The sequence below is a fragment of the Halorubrum alkaliphilum genome (genome assembly GCF_017873815.1).
Lineage (GTDB): Archaea > Halobacteriota > Halobacteria > Halobacteriales > Haloferacaceae > Halorubrum > Halorubrum alkaliphilum.
In genome coordinates this window covers 13,422-28,976 of sequence record NZ_JAGGKQ010000030.1, presented here as the reverse complement: position 1 = coordinate 28,976, position 15,555 = coordinate 13,422, and the positions used below count along the sequence as shown (strand labels likewise).

Annotated in this window: 13 protein-coding genes and 1 pseudogene; 11 read left to right on the top strand and 3 right to left on the bottom strand. The window is 56.4% G+C overall.

The window, feature by feature from the left end:
• The first annotated feature begins 448 nt into the window (after window positions 1–448).
• From nrdR to J2751_RS13865, 3 genes are all read left to right on the top strand, one after another.
• The gene (gene nrdR / locus J2751_RS13875) at window positions 449–937 is read left to right on the top strand and encodes a transcriptional regulator NrdR (RefSeq protein ID WP_128904686.1); all 489 of its coding nucleotides are present in this window, start codon (window positions 449–451) and stop codon (window positions 935–937) included.
• 133 nt (window positions 938–1,070) lie between these two features.
• Window positions 1,071–2,081, top strand: a complete 1,011-nt coding sequence (locus J2751_RS13870) for a ribonucleotide-diphosphate reductase subunit beta (RefSeq protein ID WP_209486876.1) — start codon at window positions 1,071–1,073, stop codon at window positions 2,079–2,081.
• 2 nt (window positions 2,082–2,083) lie between these two features.
• Entirely contained in the window at window positions 2,084–3,778 is a 1,695-nt protein-coding gene (locus J2751_RS13865; RefSeq protein WP_128904688.1) for a ribonucleoside-diphosphate reductase subunit alpha, read from the top strand.
• A gap of 50 nt (window positions 3,779–3,828) precedes the next feature.
• Here J2751_RS13865 and J2751_RS13860 read toward each other — a convergent pair whose 3' ends face one another.
• Window positions 3,829–5,058, bottom strand: a complete 1,230-nt coding sequence (locus J2751_RS13860) for an RNA-guided endonuclease InsQ/TnpB family protein (protein WP_209486874.1) — start codon at window positions 5,056–5,058, stop codon at window positions 3,829–3,831.
• Window positions 5,059–5,061: 3 nt separating this feature from the next.
• The gene (locus J2751_RS13855) at window positions 5,062–5,211 is read right to left on the bottom strand and encodes a DUF2080 family transposase-associated protein (protein WP_209486872.1); all 150 of its coding nucleotides are present in this window, start codon (window positions 5,209–5,211) and stop codon (window positions 5,062–5,064) included.
• A 412-nt stretch (window positions 5,212–5,623) separates the two neighbouring features.
• Between J2751_RS13855 and J2751_RS15635 the strand changes: the two are divergent.
• The 4 genes and pseudogenes from J2751_RS15635 (at window position 5,624) to J2751_RS13835 (ending at window position 9,424) form a co-directional block, all read left to right on the top strand.
• A pseudogene (locus tag J2751_RS15635) lies at window positions 5,624–7,300 on the top strand (transposase).
• Window positions 7,301–7,584: 284 nt separating this feature from the next.
• Entirely contained in the window at window positions 7,585–7,953 is a 369-nt protein-coding gene (locus tag J2751_RS13845; RefSeq protein WP_007992717.1) for a UPF0175 family protein, read from the top strand.
• Window positions 7,950–8,456 (top strand): hypothetical protein, encoded by a 507-nt coding sequence (locus tag J2751_RS13840; protein WP_007992719.1) that lies wholly within the window; start codon window positions 7,950–7,952, stop codon window positions 8,454–8,456. The genes J2751_RS13845 and J2751_RS13840 overlap by 4 nt, the downstream gene beginning before the upstream one ends.
• A gap of 59 nt (window positions 8,457–8,515) precedes the next feature.
• Window positions 8,516–9,424 (top strand): hypothetical protein, encoded by a 909-nt coding sequence (locus tag J2751_RS13835; RefSeq protein ID WP_209486870.1) that lies wholly within the window; start codon window positions 8,516–8,518, stop codon window positions 9,422–9,424.
• 15 nt (window positions 9,425–9,439) lie between these two features.
• Here the strand turns inward: J2751_RS13835 and J2751_RS13830 are convergent, their stop codons facing one another.
• Entirely contained in the window at window positions 9,440–9,799 is a 360-nt protein-coding gene (locus tag J2751_RS13830; protein WP_209486868.1) for a hypothetical protein, read from the bottom strand.
• A gap of 107 nt (window positions 9,800–9,906) precedes the next feature.
• On the opposite strand from J2751_RS13830, the gene J2751_RS13825 reads away from it, so the two are divergent.
• The 4 genes from J2751_RS13825 to J2751_RS13810 all read left to right on the top strand — a co-directional run bounded on the left by J2751_RS13825 (window position 9,907) and on the right by J2751_RS13810 (window position 15,311).
• Window positions 9,907–10,878, top strand: coding sequence for a hypothetical protein (locus J2751_RS13825; protein ID WP_209486866.1), 972 nt, complete (start codon window positions 9,907–9,909; stop codon window positions 10,876–10,878).
• Entirely contained in the window at window positions 10,875–11,759 is an 885-nt protein-coding gene (locus J2751_RS13820; protein WP_209486864.1) for an IS1096 element passenger TnpR family protein, read from the top strand. The genes J2751_RS13825 and J2751_RS13820 overlap by 4 nt, the downstream gene beginning before the upstream one ends.
• Window positions 11,760–11,824: 65 nt before the next feature.
• Window positions 11,825–13,498 carry a transposase gene (locus tag J2751_RS15630; protein WP_345777159.1) on the top strand — a complete coding sequence of 558 codons (1,674 nt, stop codon included), beginning with the start codon at window positions 11,825–11,827 and terminating at the stop codon, window positions 13,496–13,498.
• Window positions 13,499–13,976: 478 nt separating this feature from the next.
• On the top strand, window positions 13,977–15,311 hold the full coding sequence (locus tag J2751_RS13810; protein ID WP_209486862.1) for an IS4-like element ISH30 family transposase: 1,335 nt from the start codon (window positions 13,977–13,979) through the stop codon (window positions 15,309–15,311).
• Window positions 15,312–15,555 lie beyond the last annotated feature (244 nt).

Below are 15,555 nucleotides of genomic sequence, written 5' to 3'. Positions count from 1 at the left end.
TCCGCGACTCCCCAGCGACACAGTAATTCAGCAGTAGTGAACGATCTATGAGACTGCTACGAAATCGTCTCGACATGGAACTGCTATCCAACTACTGATCATCTTGAAGTGGTCGACGTTTTGTGGAGTTTGAAGTATGGACTATGATCTCGCGTTCATCGACGTAATCGCTAAAGCACATCTGTGGTAGCTATACCTTTGCATCTAGGGAATTGCTAAGCAGACTGAGGGAAATACGCCACCGGTGGCGATCGGCACACAGTAGTTGAGATTGGTGTTCTCAATGCATATGATCCCAATCATCCACCCCACCAATCAATTTTAATTGTACTACATCAATTCTATTGGGGAAGTTTTATGTGACAGCCTTCACCACCAGATATTGCGGTCAAAATCGAGAGACACCACATATAGGGTTAAGATCCTAGAGGATTAAGCAGTGACAACTATGAACTGCCCAGACTGCGGGAACGAGCGAACACGCGTCATCGATACAGGGACCAGTGCCGACGGAACCTCCGTCCGACGGCGCCGCGAGTGTCAACGCTGTTCGTTCCGCTTTACGACCTACGAACGTCCGGAGTGGGAGTCCCTCCAAGTGAAAAAACGCGACGGAACCATCGAATCGTTCGACCGACAGAAACTCCGCGCAGGGATCGAGCGAGCCGTTGAGAAGCGGGATGTAACCGAGACAACAGTGACTGCTCTCGTCGACGATATCGAGAGCGAACTGCAAGGTCGAGAGGCACGTATCGTCTCTTCGAGTCTCATCGGCGAACTCGTTTCTGAGAACCTCCGCACGCTCGATAAGGTAGCCTACATTCGATTTGTCTCCGTTTACAAAGCATTCTCTGAGCCGCAGGAATTCCTGAGAGAACTTGATGCAGTCTTGGATGCAGAACTTGATGACTTCGAAGCCTCGAACAGCTCACTATGACACAAACATACGCAGATCAAACGAATGTTCGGTCAATTCTTGACCGGGCGAGCATGGCCCACGTCCAGACGTACAGAGAACGACGGAAACAGAAACCAACCAACAGAGGACGATTCCTCCGGAGTACGTGCCAATGACTGAAAACAAAACCACAGGCGGAGATCCGGAGACCGACATCTTCTCCGAACGAACGCAGCTCAAACCGTACGAGTACCCCGACGTCATCGAGTACAAAGACGCGATACGGAACAGCTACTGGGTTCACACGGAGTTCAACTTCTCGGGAGACGTGCAGGACTTCAAGGTCAACACGACTCCGGCCGAAAAGACCGTCATCAAGCGGACGATGCTGGCTATCGCGCAGATCGAGGTCCAGGTCAAGACCTTCTGGGCAGAAATCTACGACGAGATGCCCAAAGCGGAGGTTGGGAACGTCGGCATGACATTCGCCGAGAGCGAGGTCAGACACATGGACGCGTACAGCCACCTCCTCGACATCCTGGGGATCACGGAGGACTTTGAGGAGGTGACCGACGTCCCCGCAATCGAGGAGCGGATCGACTACCTCGACGAGTACCTCGAGAAGAGCGAGAGCGACGACACACAGGAGTACGTGATGAGTCTCCTGCTGTTCTCCACGTTCGTCGAGCACGTCTCGCTGTTCTCGCAGTTCCTCATCATGACGAGCTTCGACAAACACGAAAAGAAGTTCAAGGGGATCGCGAACGCCGTCGAAGCGACCAGCAAGGAGGAGCAGATTCACGGACTGTTCGGTGTCGAACTCGTAGAGATGATTCGCGAGGAGAATCCGGATCTCTTCGACGAGGACTTCGAAGAAGAGGTCCAAGCGGCCTGTCAGCAGGCGTTTGAGGCAGAGATGAAGATACTGGACTGGATCTTCGGTGAGGGCGAACTAGAGTTTCTTCCCCGGGTGCACGTCGACGCGTTCCTGCGGGACCGGTTCAACCAGAGCCTCGAGAACGTCGGTGTCGAGCCGATATTCGACCCGGACGATGACCTGCTCGAGGAGACACGGTGGTTCGACGAGGACATCATGATGACGAAGGACAACGACTTCTTCAGCAAGCGGTCGACCACGTACAACAAACACGCACAGAGCATCACCGCGGAGGACATGTTCTAACGATGGCACAAACAGAACCAGCACTCGACGAGGTCAACCAGCAGCACGAGGAACCGTTCTACTGGCTGAACGAGGACAGCCGAGCGTTCCTCGACGAGGGGTACCTGATCGAGGGTGTCACGGCCGAGGAGCGTGTCAGGGAGATCGCGGAGCGGGCCGAGGAGATCCTGGACGACGACGGCTTCGCGGACAAGTTCTACGACTACATGAGTCGGGGCTTCTACAGCCTCGCGAGTCCGGTGTGGTCGAACTTCGGTCTGGACCGAGGCCTGCCCATCAGCTGCTTCGGTAGCTACATGGAGGACAACATGGAGAGCATCCTCTACACGCAGGCCGAAGTAGGCGAGATGACCAAGCTGGGCGGCGGGACCAGCGGGTACTTCGGCGAGATCCGGCCCCGAGGCAGCCCGATCACGAACAACGGCAAGAGCAACGGAAGCTACAGCTTCACCGAGCTGTTCGACACGATCATCAACGTCGTCAGCCAGGGCGAGACGCGGCGCGGCCAGTTCGCGGGGTACATAGACGTTGAACACGACGACCTGGACGAGTGGCTCAACATCAAGACCGAGGGCGACCCCGTACAGGACATCTACTACGGCGTTATCATCGGTGACGACTGGTTCCGGGCGATGGTCGACGGCGACGAGGAGAAGCGAGAGACGTGGGCAGAAATCATTGAGGCGCGGATCAACATCGGTGTCCCGTACATCATTTTCCGGGACAACATGAACGAAGGTAAGCCACAGGTCTACAAGGACAAGGGCTACGAAATCAATGCCTCCAACCTGTGTACCGAGATTGCACTGCCAGCCACGCCAGATGAGAGTTTCGTCTGTTGTCTCTCATCGATGAATGCGCTCCACTATGACGAGTGGAAGGATACCGACGCAGTGGAAACGCTGACGCGGTTCCTTGATACCGTCATGGAGGAGTTTATTCAAGAGGCGGAGGGGACGCAGTTCATGGATCGCCCGGTGCGGTTTGCGAAACGGCACAGGGCGATCGGCATCGGCGTCCTCGGCTGGCACAGCTACCTCCAGAGCGAGATGATTCCGTTCGACAGCATGGAGGCGATGGAGAAAAACGAGGCAATCTTCCGCACCATCAAGGAGCGAAGTTACGAGGAGAGTCGTCGGCTCGCCGACGAGTTCGGCGAGCCGGAGGTGCTCGAGGGCTACGGTCGCCGGAACGCGACGACGATGAGCGTGGCCCCGACGAAATCCAGCAGTGTCATCCTGGGGCAGGTCAGTCCGAGCATCGAACCGCTGAAATCGAATTACTTCGTCCGCGACGGTGCGAAGCTAAAATCGACGCAGAAGAACCGGTTCCTCGAGGCGATACTGAAACAGCGAGGCAGAGACGAACGCGAGGTCTGGGACAGCATCGCACAGAACGACGGGAGCGTGCAACACCTCGACTGCCTGACCGACGAGGAGAAGGAGGTGTTCAAGACCTTCGCCGAGATCCCACAGATGGCGATCATCAACCAGGCAGCGCAGCGGCAGAAACACATCGATCAGGCACAGAGCCTGAACGTCTCGATCGATCCGAGCGAAGTGAGCGTCAAGGAGATAAACCAGCTCTACATCGAGGCTTGGAAGAAAGGGGTGAAGAGTCTCTACTACCAACACAGCGTGAACGCCGCACAGAAGTTCAGCCGAGACATCCTCGAATGTAAGGCCTGTGAGAGCTGATCCCCCATCGGCCGGTATGATAGAGTGGTCCATGTGACTTCCTCCCCACCCTACTCGCTCGCCGCGCTCGCGGCTCGCTCCTTGAGGGTGGGGCTTCCTGTTTCCACGACGCGCTTTGCAGGAACCGAATGGGTCCCCGTAGGGAGCGCAGTCTCCGCAGGCGTTGATTCGGGACAGCCCGTCCCTACTTGCTTTAGACCGCGTACCAAGATGTTGTACGCCGCGTTCCAGTCCCGGTCGGCGGTGAACCCGCACGACGGGCACGAGTGTTCGCGGACCCAGAGCGGCTTGTCCGTCGAGATACCGCACGCCGCGCACTCCTTGGTCGTTCCCGCTGGTTCGACCGCCACGAAGTGCGTGCCTTCCCGCTCGCACTTGTATTCGAGCATCCGCAGGAACGTTCCCCACGCCGCCCCCGCGCGGTTTCGGGAGTTGCCGGGGAGTTCGACCAAGCCTTTCGCGTCCAAGTCTTCGACCGCCACGAGGTCGTACTCCCGGGCGTAGTAGTTCGAGAGCTTGTGGAGGAAATCGCGGCGCTTCCGGCGGAGGTCGGCGTGCCGCCGCGCGGCGGTCTTGCGCTGTTCCTCCCAGTTGTTCGAGCCGTGTTCTTTCCGCGAGAGGTTGCGTTGGGCGCGTTCCAGCCGCTCTCGCTCGTCGCGTAGGTCCGACGACTCGACCACCGTTCCGTCGGTGTCGTGGGCGTACTTCAGGATACCCACGTCGATACCCACTACGTCGGCCAACTCATCGGGTTTCGCAGGTGGGTCGTTCGGCGTTTCGACGCCGAGGGTGGCGAACCACTCGCCCGTCGGCTCTTGTTTCACCGTGACGGTCTTTATCTCGGCGTCGTCGGGGAGGTCGCGGTGGAAGGTGAGGGGTATCTCGCCAACCTTCGAGAGCCACAGCCGCGTCCGACCACTCGTGTTCTTGAGTTCGAAGCCGGATTGACTGTAGGTGAACGAGTGGTACTCTCCCGATCCCTTCCAGTTGAGCGTCCCGACGCGGTAGCCCTTCTCTTTGCGGCCGCGAAGCGTCGAGAGGTTGTCGTACAGTCGTTGCACGACTTTCTGTAGGACTTTCGAGTGGACTTGCTTGAGGTCGGTCCACCAGTCCTTGAGGTCCGGCAGGCGCTTCTGTTCCGAGTAGGACGACGTGTCGTCTACTCGGTTGAGTCGGTGGAGAAAGTGGTTGTAGACCTGCCGGCAGGTATCGACGATCCACGCTAACCGTTCTTCGAGCGCGTCGGACGGTCGGAGTCGATACCTGTAGTTGTAGTTCATGGCCTATTCGTCGTCTTGGTCGGGTTCGGAAACGCGAATGATTTTCACATCAGCGCCGAGCCACCGTCGCGGGACGTAGACGTGTGCGCCGTTGCCGGTGGCGCGAACGTCGCCGTCTACGACTTCGTGGCCGTTGAGTTCGAACCGTTCCATAGACGATGTATAGACTTTGTAGGGACATGAAGATTCCGGACCGTTGGCCTGCGGGCCGAGTGTACCGGGTGTATGAACAGGCGATGACGGCGTTGACGAATCGCTCCGCGATTCGTTCGCACACCAGAAATCTTTGATTTCTGGGGACGCTGTATCCCCTCCCTACTCGCTCCCTCCGGTCGCTCGTTGAGGAAAGGGCCTTAGCGCCTATCTTCAGGTAAGTCAACCTGAACAAGGAAGAGAATTCCTTCGAGACGCAGGTGACCGAATACCAGAGCGGGGGTAGCCTCAATTGGTAACATCCGACCGCGTTCCGCATAGCAACGTGGTCCCCTAGCTGTCTTCGAAGCATGGCTGTACCTCCTGACCGAGGAGACCTTACAGCGTCTCTCGGACGGATTATTCTCGACTAATGTCATCAACAGAGCAATCGCGACAGGATGTCTTTCGGACTATCGCACAGTTACAGCACGTCGAGTGGCCTGCATACGGGTCGACACCACTATACGACCGGAGTTCAGTATCCGCTCTCCAATCGGACATTCGAACCGTCGCTAGAGTCTGGTTCGATCACGACGCCCACGAGTCGATTGCGGAGTTCATATGTCAGTATCCGCTGAAATACGTCGATTTCGAACCGCATGACGAATATTTTGGCTCTACGCGGTATCAGATGCCACAGTTGGTGCGGTTGTTCTTGCTCAAAGAGATTCACGGCTGGGACCACGAAACGGCACTTTTGACGTTCCTCCAACAGCGACCGGCACTTCGACGACACCTCGGTTTTGAGCGTATGCCGAATCAATCGACAGTATGGCGCAGTTGGCACGAGCGGTTCTCTGTCGACCTACGCGAGGCCGTCCAAACGGCAGCTCGAACGATCTTGATCAAGGCCCAGAAGGCGGGTATCGAGATTCCACGAGAACTAGAGCGGAAGCTCAGCTATCGGAACGATAATGAAGACGACTCAGTACCGGACGGTCGGACCGTTCTGGAGCGGGCAAAGAAAATCACCGACTACGTCAGTCGCATCATCTTCCCAGCATTCTCGCTGGATCGTGGAGACGGCTGTGAGATTCACGAGAACGCATACTGGAACTTACAAACGTATCTCGGACTTCGCGAGCGGCTGGCTGCGAACGAAGGAGCCCGCAGTTACATTCATGAGTCAACGCGGGATCGAACACCACTCGGACACGCCCACCGCAGCCACATTCGCGATCTCTCTATCGAGCAGACTCGCGAGATGTACCGACAGGCGATCCGGCACCTCATCGACGAGATTGCAGAGACAGAGGAGTTCTTCCGCGCAGGCATCGTCGCAATCAATATCACCGAAGCCGATCCTTTCGCCGGCGACAGGACCGGGCACGAGGACGAGATCATCGGGACAAAAGAGAACACCGAGGAGTACGCCTACCAATGGGCGACGGTCCAGTTGGTTGGCAATGCCGTCCCAATCGTGCTGGACGCGCGCCCCGTCCGAAAGGGGGAGACACGACTGGAAATCGTTGAGGATCTGCTTGACTCCGCCGAAGAGCTCGTTCACGTCGATAACGTCTTGATGGATCGGGAGTTCGATAGTCAGCACGTTCTGGAGATGATCAGTCAGCGTGGACTCTCGTACGTCGTTCCGAAGCGGATGCAGACCAGCGAGAAGGCTCAGGCGAAGCGATTGCTCCAGCGTGACCAGGACCGATACGAAACCGATCGCAAGCTCCATCTCGGCAAGAACGAATGGCACGAGACGACGCTGATCTACCGGCGGAAAGAGGACTCCGAGCACGACGATCACCGGCAGTACTCGGTGTTTATGACGAATCGAGGGAGCGGGCACCTCACAGAGTACGGCTACCGGTGGGAGATCGAGAGTGGGTACAAGTCGATCAAGCGGTTCATGGCCGCCACGACGTTGAAGCACTTCGGGTTGCGGTTCTTCTACTTCGCGTTCGCCTGTTTGTTGTACTCGATCTAGCGAGCGGTGGACCTGCTTGTGCAGGTCGAATTGACTGGAGAGTACGAGCATGCACCGATCGTGACGGCCGATAATACGCTGACGCTGCTGAAGAAGGAAACAGGAATCGGGTAATAAAGCCCTCAGCCTAGGTTAGCGCAGCATCTGAGTGGCAACACTGTCGGAAGTCGCCGAAATTCGGCTATGGTGTTATCAGTTCAACAAGAATGGCCGCTTGGAGAACGATCTGAGGTAGTTCCCGTTTACCGAATCGGTCAAATCTACGCATTACAGCCCCGCTATACCCGCTGTAGTCTCAACTTCCCAATGGGGTCAGTAGTTGAGACCGGCCTTCTCAATGCATATGGTATTCTGGCGTAGTTCATAAATAGTATGAAGACGTAGTCTGGGATAGAACGATGGCACGAATCACCGGGTCATATCCAGACGACCTCGACCTCCTCATCGAGGGTGCTGTTGAGGCTGGTGTGTTTGGTGGCAAGAGCGATGCATTGCGAGAGTTCGTGCGTGAATACTTCGAGGACCACGAGAACGAACGTATTGCAGCTGCGGTGGCTCTCTACGAACGAGAGCGGATCACGCTCGGTGATGCTGCGAGACTCGCTGATGTCGACCGCTGGACAATGCGTGATATCCTCCGTGAGCACGGCGTCGAACTCCGTCTCGGACTCGTTGACGAAGACGACGCAGCCTATGAGGTAGAGGCAGCAAGCGAACTCGAATTCGGTGATGAGGATTCGGACGACGAGGAGTCACGTGCGAAATGACTGGTGATGATATTCCAGCGAACCCGAGCGTCCTGAACACGACTGTCCTCTCGAATTTTGCGTACATCGATCAGCTGTGGGTAGTTGCTGACCTCTCTGGAATCTGTACGGTACCAGTCGTTCGTGAGGAGCTCGAACACGGCGTTGATAACCACCCATATCTCCAGGAAGCACTCGATACGCTTGATAACGAAATCCCAGTCGCGACGATTTCGGATACTGTCGCAAACAGAGAAGCCGTTGTTGGTGGGCATCTTGATCCCGGGGAAGCACAGGCGTTCGCCCTCGCCGACGCACACGACGGTCGACTGCTCACAGACGACGGAGATGCCCGGTTGTTTGCGAAAGACCAGGGCGTGACCGTTGTCGGGTCGGTCGGTGTTCTGTTGGCTGCAATCGATGCTGGAAAGATTGATGAAGCGACTGCTGACGTGTGGCTGTCGACCTGGATCGATGAAATTGGGTACTACGTCCCGTATCGTACGATCTCGGAGTATCGATGACGGGCTTGCTCGAAGTTCGAAACGCCTGATTAGTGTGACCGTGAACACGTCTATTACCAATGAGTGAAGCCGACAGACGGCTGTCCGAAGAGAGTGAACAACGGTTTCTTGACCTGTACGCCCACCTATTGGTGTATGTCAACGATCGATTCGATGTTATCGAAGAGATCGAAACAGTCGCTGACCTCGAACAGCACTATACTGACGAGCTTCTGCCGCTCCGAAACACGCTGTACAACGAGTCAACGACGGACCTGATAGGGGACTTCGTTGAACAGAACCCTGCTGACCTGTCGGAAGCTGATCTCGAGCAGGTCGCAGCATGGACGGACTTCATCACTGGGGAGTTCGTCGTCGTCCGCTATCGTGAAGACGACGCGATCTTCCTGGATTGGACAGAACCGCCGAAAACATACGCAGTCCGCCCAGCTCGGCTACCGTTCGCCGACCTGTGGGATGAATCCGCACTTCCAGTCCCGGTTTCGAGTGTCGCTCTGTTACCGTTCGAGGATCAGATCGTCTACGACGGGTGGATCGGAATTAAGAATATCATTTTCGGGGGCTCGCTCAGTACTGACATTGACGACGAGTACGAAGAGGCCAAACATCGCTTCGGCATAATCGACTCGCTTCCAGCACCCGAGGAAGACGAAAAGACGGACGCCGAGGAGTTGCGCTTCTACATGAAGAACAAGCGTAACCGAGAGCGATACGCGTCGGAGATCGAGCATTTACGAGAGAAATCCGACGAATTGGAGCGGATTTACCACCAGGAGATGGGGAAGGCACGAGCCCGAAGCTTGGGTCGCGAACTGCGCGAGTTGGGACTCAATGAAGCCTATGTAGCCATTTACGATGATCGGATTATCACTAGTGCCCCCTCCGAATCCGAGGTTCGCAAGCTACTCGAAGAGATTATGCCCGCTGGGAAGGCTGACCACCCCTACATCTACCACTTCGATCCCTAAACGAGAGTCCACAGCCTACGACTGGAGTTGCGTGACAGTCGACGCGATTTCACTCTTGGTCGGTTCGCTTGAGAACTCAAACACGCTGTCCCCGACACCGAAGGCGTACCTCTGGTAGGAGACATCGACGTGAATCCAGCATTCGACATTGCTGTCTGTCGCCTCATACTCGGCTTCATCTGTATTCTCTCCGTGCTTCAGCACATCGAGCAGGTATTCTTCGATACGTGGCGCATTCGCGATTTGCAGGAGATGGTCGGCAGCGACGTTATCCAACACGTCTGCTGGGGTTCCGTATCCGTCGCCGACGAGATAGAACTCGCCATCGTACTCGTGTGACTCGATCTGAACACGGAGTGCGTACGTCTCAGCCATATCGGTAATTCCGAAGAGCCACGTATCAGACTGTCTGTTACAGAGACTGCCTGCCAGTGGCCGCGTCGTGAACAAGATTTAGTCGGAATGGCTCGCAACCACTGTATATGTCTTTCACCGCCAGCTGGCACACGCTTCTCGAGGAGGTTGACGACCTCCCCGAGAGTGCGACGCTCATTACGCCACTCTCCCATCGGCGATTTCGTATTACTGACGTACAGGACGCTCGCGTCATCATTCAGTTCGAAGACAGAGACGAGACGCGGCCGCTCCAGCGCGACCAGTTCGAAACGCTCTATCGCCGAATCGAGGACACTCCGGACGGGTTTGATCTTGACCGTCTCCCGGCGGATGCCGATCCATACCCTGCGGTGTTGAGTGTCCATCCACGATTCGAGGTTGATGAGGACGCTGGCATCATCACACAATCAGAGGTCGCGACGGCGACGCAGGTGGTGGGCGCGGAACAGGAACCCACAGACCAAGAACGAACAGAACCCGACGGACTGGATGTCTACTCGGACGCGCTCCTCCTCATCGACGCACTCGAACGTCACGATGTGACAGATCTCCCTGAACTAGAGACGAACGCGTTGGTGAATCTTTACACACTGCTTTCGGATGTGCAGCGAGATGCCAATGATTTCCGCCAAGAGGTCGCGGATGTCCTCCTCGCTCGACTCCATCACGACCGTCCAGTGTCCGGGCAGTACGGCTCTGTCCAACGGACGAGTCGCCGCAACCGCTCGCTCAAAGACGACGAGCAGGTGCTGGAACGGCTCGAGAACGCTGGCATCGACCGTGAGCGTGTACTGAGCGTCGACCGCTCGAAAGTCGATGAAGCACTTGAAGTCACTACGCTCTCCGACTCCGATGTGTACGAGGTCGGAGAAAGCGAATACGTTCGCAAAGCGGAGGTCGATGAAGATGTGAAAGAATCCCGGCTCCAGGGGCTGAAGGACCGACTCGCTGCTAGCGAGGACGATGAGGCGAACCAGCTCCGAGCGGAGATCGAAGAGCTCGAACAGCGTATCGACGATCTCACCAGTTTCCGCACAGGTACGGAGATGCAAGGATGACTGCCTACCGCTTTCGCGTCAAGTTCGACCCCGATCCGACGTCACTGTGGCGGGATCTCGTTGTCGGCGCGGATAGAACTATCACCGAGTTTCAGTCGGCGATCAACCCTGCAGTCGGGCTTGACCAGGGCCACCTCTGGTTCGTCGGAGAGGGTGAAGACTACTGGGACAGCGCCGTCAAATACCAGTGCCCGCAAGAGTACGAGGAGTCGCTTGGTGGCGATCCGGTATTGCGTACGGAACGGATTGAGAATGCCGGTGAGGTGACGATCGGCGAGATGACCCGCCAGCTCGGTCTCGAACAGTACGATCGCATCTGCTATCTCTACGACTACGGTGATGAATGGCGGTTCTACGCCATCTTGAAGGAGGTTCTCAGTGATGAGTCGAGCGACAAAGAACCGGAGATCGTGAAAGAGAAAGGCGATCCTATCGACGACCAGTACGCCTCTCCGGGAACCACTGAAAGCGATCCGCCGCTCCCTGATCCACTCTATTCAGTGCTCCCTGAAACTGCGGTCCCCGTTGCGGATCTTCGTGAGTTGGAGAAGCGCGATGATATCGTCCACGTCATTCCACTACTCAGTCTCGAAACCGGGTTCGGGGCGGTTTGCGAGCGGTTTGCGATTCAGTTCGAGGATACGGGGTACGTCCTCGAAAACTTCCAGCTGGGGTGGCAGGTCGTTGAGGAAGTCGATGGGGTAGACAAGACGGAGGAAGAACTCCTCGCGGCCCTTGCGGACGCAGTACGTGAGTGGCACGCTGAAATCGCAGAGATATCAGGTGCCATGACGGGACAGCATTTCGGTGAAGAGACGGTTGAAGCGATGCACGTCGAATTGGAAGCAGAACTCGAACGGAAGGGATACGGCCACCTGTAGTCTGCTCTCTTGACTGTCCGTCGAAGAGAACGAGTTCTTGGCTGTGAAATGTCCAGCGTCCCGTAGTGGCACCAACCTGTGAGTCTCGGCGCAGCGTCTTTCGTCGGATCGCACACCAGCAGCACGTCGAGTGGCCCACATATGACTCGACACCGCTGTACGATCGAACCTCGCTCGCCGGGGTAGAATCGGACGTTCGAGTCGTCTCAAGTGTCTGGTTTACGCACCCTGACCATGACTCACTCGAACAGTTTGTCTGCTCGATTCCTCTGGCCTACTTCCGCTTCGAGGCCCACGACTGCTACGGAAGTTCGACACGCTACGAGATGGATACCCTCTTTCGCGTGTTCGTGCTGAAAGAACTCCACGGATGGAAGCACGAAACATCTCTCGTCGAGTACCTCGATAGCCACCCCGGACTCTGCGGACGCCTAGAGTTGGGAACGGTGCCCGATCAATCGACACTGTGGCGCAGCTGGAATGAGCGTTTCACGCGAAATCTCCGCGAGACGGTCCAGAAAGCGGCTCGAACGATCCTCATCAAAGCGCAAAACGCGGATGTCGTCGTACCACGCGAACCAGAACGAAATACCCGTCAAGGCCACGACGCCGCTGAATCGAACCCTGGCGACCAGGCCATCCTCAACAAGACAGGGACGATTACCAAGCACGTCAGTCGCGTCGCGTTCCCTGCGTTCTCGCTCAACCGCGGCGAGGGCTGTGAGATTCCCGAAAACGCCTACTGGGGCTTACAGACCTACTTAGGACTCCGTGAGAACTTGGCCGCCAACGAGGGCGCTCGAAGCTTCATCCACGAGTCGACGCGTGAGCGAACACCACTTGGACATGGTCATCGCGACCAGATTCGCGATCTCCCTATCGAGCAGATTCGCGAGATGTACCGACAGGCAATCCGGCAACTCATTAACGAACTTGCGGAGACAGAGGAGTTCTTCCGCGCAGGTATCGTTGCCATCGACATCACCGAGGACGATCCCTTCACGGGCGATAGGACGGACCACGAGGACGAGATTATCGGGACGAAGGAGAAGAACAACGAGTACGCCTACCAGTGGGCGACAGTCCAGCTGGTCGGCAACGCTGTCCCACTCGTGCTCGATGCGCGGCCAGTTCGACGAGGTGAGTCACGTAAGGAGATTGTTGAAGACCTGCTTGACTCTGCAGAGGAACTCGTTCACGTCGATAACGTCCTGATGGACCGGGAGTTCGACAGTCAGCACGTTCTGGAGATGATTAGCCGGCGCGGGCTCTCCTACGTCGTCCCAAAGCGGATGCAGACCAGCGAGAAAGCCCAAGCCAAGCGCCTTCTCAAGCGAGGGAAGGATCGCTACGAGACTGATCGAAAACTGCACCTGGGCGACAACGAGTGGCACTCGACGACGCTGATCTACCGTCGGAAAGAGAACTCCGAACACGACGACCACCGACAATATTCTGTGTTCATGACAAACCGAGGAAGTGGCCTTCTCACTGAGTATGGCTATCGGTGGGAGATCGAGAGCGGCTACAAATCGATCAAACGGTTCATGGCCGCCACAACGTCGAAGCACTTCGGCCTGCGGTTCTTCTACTTTGCGTTCGCGTGTCTCTTGTACTCGATCTGGCGAGTGGTTGATTTGCTCGTGCAGGTACAGTTGACCGGTGAATACGAGCACTCGCCCATTGTGACAGCCGATAATACGCTAACCCTGGTGAAGAAGGAAACCGGAATCGGATAGTAGCGGTAATCACCCCGTGATAGCCCGACTCTGAGTGGCTACACTATCCGAGGTCTCGGAAATCCTCTAAATTAGTCGATTGGAGAACAAGAACGGTCGTTCAGAAAGCGATCTGACGCCGATTTCGCTCTCCGACTCGGCCGAAACCATGCATTACAGGCCGGCTATACCCACTGTAGTCTCAACTTCCAGCAAGCCAGATTTGTATAGCAATATGAAATATATAGAGTCGTATATGCGCTCTCCACCCCCTCTAACGGCAGAATTCAGCGAATATGGCACAAAGACAGTTGGATATGATTACACTCGTAATCACGACCACTTTGAAGTACCCAGCCGCCGTCGGTGAAGCACGAATGGTACAATCGGCTCAGAAAGACGCTTCCCTCGGGGTAGAGCATCCGTTGTAGTTTAACGCCTCACGCCAGCGCCGTCTCCTGATCTGAATATCGTTGGAACTACCTGTCAGAGAAACCCGGTGGCTGCTGTGAGTTACCAACCACCGGATTCAGTGATTGTCGACCGGATCAAAAGAGCGTTTCCCTCTGATGAGTTGCGCGAGCGCGCTCGCGCAACGAATCTCGTCCAACGAGAGCGCAAGTTCGACACTGTCGCGTTGTTCTACACCCTCTCACTGGGTTTCGCTGCTGGATCGGATCGCTCTATTCAGACTTTTCTCGAGCGCTTCGTCGAAATGGCTGACTGTGACGAACTTGCTTATCCAACTTTCCACGGCTGGTTTTCACCCGCGTTCGTTGCACTCCTGCGAGAGATTCTCGATGACGCTATCGAGAATCTCGAACCGGGACAAACCGACCTCAGCGGACGTCTCGAACGCTTTCGAGACGTCCTCATTGTTGACGCCTCTATCGTCTCACTCTACCAAGACGCTACAGATGTCTACGCAGCGACTGGCGAAGATCAAGCTGGCGTAAAGCTCCACCTTACGGAATCACTCTCAACCGGACTTCCTACGCGTTTTCAAACGACTGACGCCAAAACGCAGGAACGGAGCCAGCTACCCACCGGCGAGTGGGTAGCTGGCGCACTCGTCTTACTTGATCTCGGCTTCTACGACTTCTGGTTGTTCGACCGTATCGACCAAAACGACGGCTGGTTCGTCTCACGGGTCAAAGATGACGCGAACTTCGAGATCGTCGAAGAGCTTCGCACATGGCGGGGAAACAGTATTCCCCTCGAAGGCGAGTCGCTGCAGGACGTCCTCGACGACCTGCAGCGACAGGAGATCGACGCTCGGATCACCCTCTCATTCGACCGCAAGCGAGGGTCGGGCGTCAGCACGACCCGAACGTTCCGACTCGTCGGTGTGCTCAACGAGGACAGCGATGAGTACCATCTCTACCTAACAAATCTTCCCAGAGACAACTACCACGCGCCCGATATCGCACAGCTCTATCGGGCGCGGTGGGAGATTGAGCTGCTGTTCAAGGAACTCAAATCGCGCTTTGGTCTTGATGAGATCAATACGACGGATCCCTACATTATTGAAGCGCTGATCATCGTAGCAGCGCTCTCGCTGCTGATGAGCCGCGTTATGGTGGATGAACTCCGCAAATTAGACGCAAGGCGGCAGGGGAGCGACGACGACGCGGCCGCGTCGTCGACGCGTCTCCCACGCCGTCGGTGTTCTCACGCGCTCGAACGTCACGCACACCTAGTCCAGCTGTACCTGATGCTGGATCTCGGGTATGAACTGCCAGATCTCGACGAATTGCTGTTGTGGTCGTCACGGGATCCAAATCCACATCGACCAAGATTACGTGAGCAGGTTGAGTCAGGCGAGTTCTGGTAGAAACTCGCCTGACAAGCCGGTCAGCTCAGACGGAGGTAGTAGCGACAGCTCTGGATCGGCGACGCACTCACCGGAGTGAGTGCGCCGCCTTCAGAGAGTGACACAGATCTCATCACCCGAGACAGAAGAACATCCGTTCAGTTCTCCGATCACGCCTCATCAGCGATTCGACTCAACACTGTCTTGCTCAACTATCCGCACAAACACCGTCTTGACGCGCCGCTAAACTATAACGGATGCGGGG

What these genes read in the sequence shown, in the direction of transcription:
- J2751_RS13830 (WP_209486868.1), bottom strand. Translation starts at nt 9,799, where the DNA reads ATGGCTGAGACGTACGCACTCCGTGTTCAGATCGAGTCACACGAGTAC.
- J2751_RS13855 (WP_209486872.1), bottom strand. Translation starts at nt 5,211, where the DNA reads ATGGAACGGTTCGAACTCAACGGCCACGAAGTCGTAGACGGCGACGTT.
- J2751_RS13870 (WP_209486876.1), top strand. Translation starts at nt 1,071, where the DNA reads ATGACTGAAAACAAAACCACAGGCGGAGATCCGGAGACCGACATCTTC.
- J2751_RS13860 (WP_209486874.1), bottom strand. Translation starts at nt 5,058, where the DNA reads ATGAACTACAACTACAGGTATCGACTCCGACCGTCCGACGCGCTCGAA.
- J2751_RS13865 (WP_128904688.1), top strand. Translation starts at nt 2,084, where the DNA reads ATGGCACAAACAGAACCAGCACTCGACGAGGTCAACCAGCAGCACGAG.
- J2751_RS13825 (WP_209486866.1), top strand. Translation starts at nt 9,907, where the DNA reads ATGTCTTTCACCGCCAGCTGGCACACGCTTCTCGAGGAGGTTGACGAC.
- nrdR (WP_128904686.1), top strand. Translation starts at nt 449, where the DNA reads ATGAACTGCCCAGACTGCGGGAACGAGCGAACACGCGTCATCGATACA.
- J2751_RS13840 (WP_007992719.1), top strand. Translation starts at nt 7,950, where the DNA reads ATGACTGGTGATGATATTCCAGCGAACCCGAGCGTCCTGAACACGACT.
- J2751_RS13835 (WP_209486870.1), top strand. Translation starts at nt 8,516, where the DNA reads ATGAGTGAAGCCGACAGACGGCTGTCCGAAGAGAGTGAACAACGGTTT.
- J2751_RS13845 (WP_007992717.1), top strand. Translation starts at nt 7,585, where the DNA reads ATGGCACGAATCACCGGGTCATATCCAGACGACCTCGACCTCCTCATC.
- J2751_RS13820 (WP_209486864.1), top strand. Translation starts at nt 10,875, where the DNA reads ATGACTGCCTACCGCTTTCGCGTCAAGTTCGACCCCGATCCGACGTCA.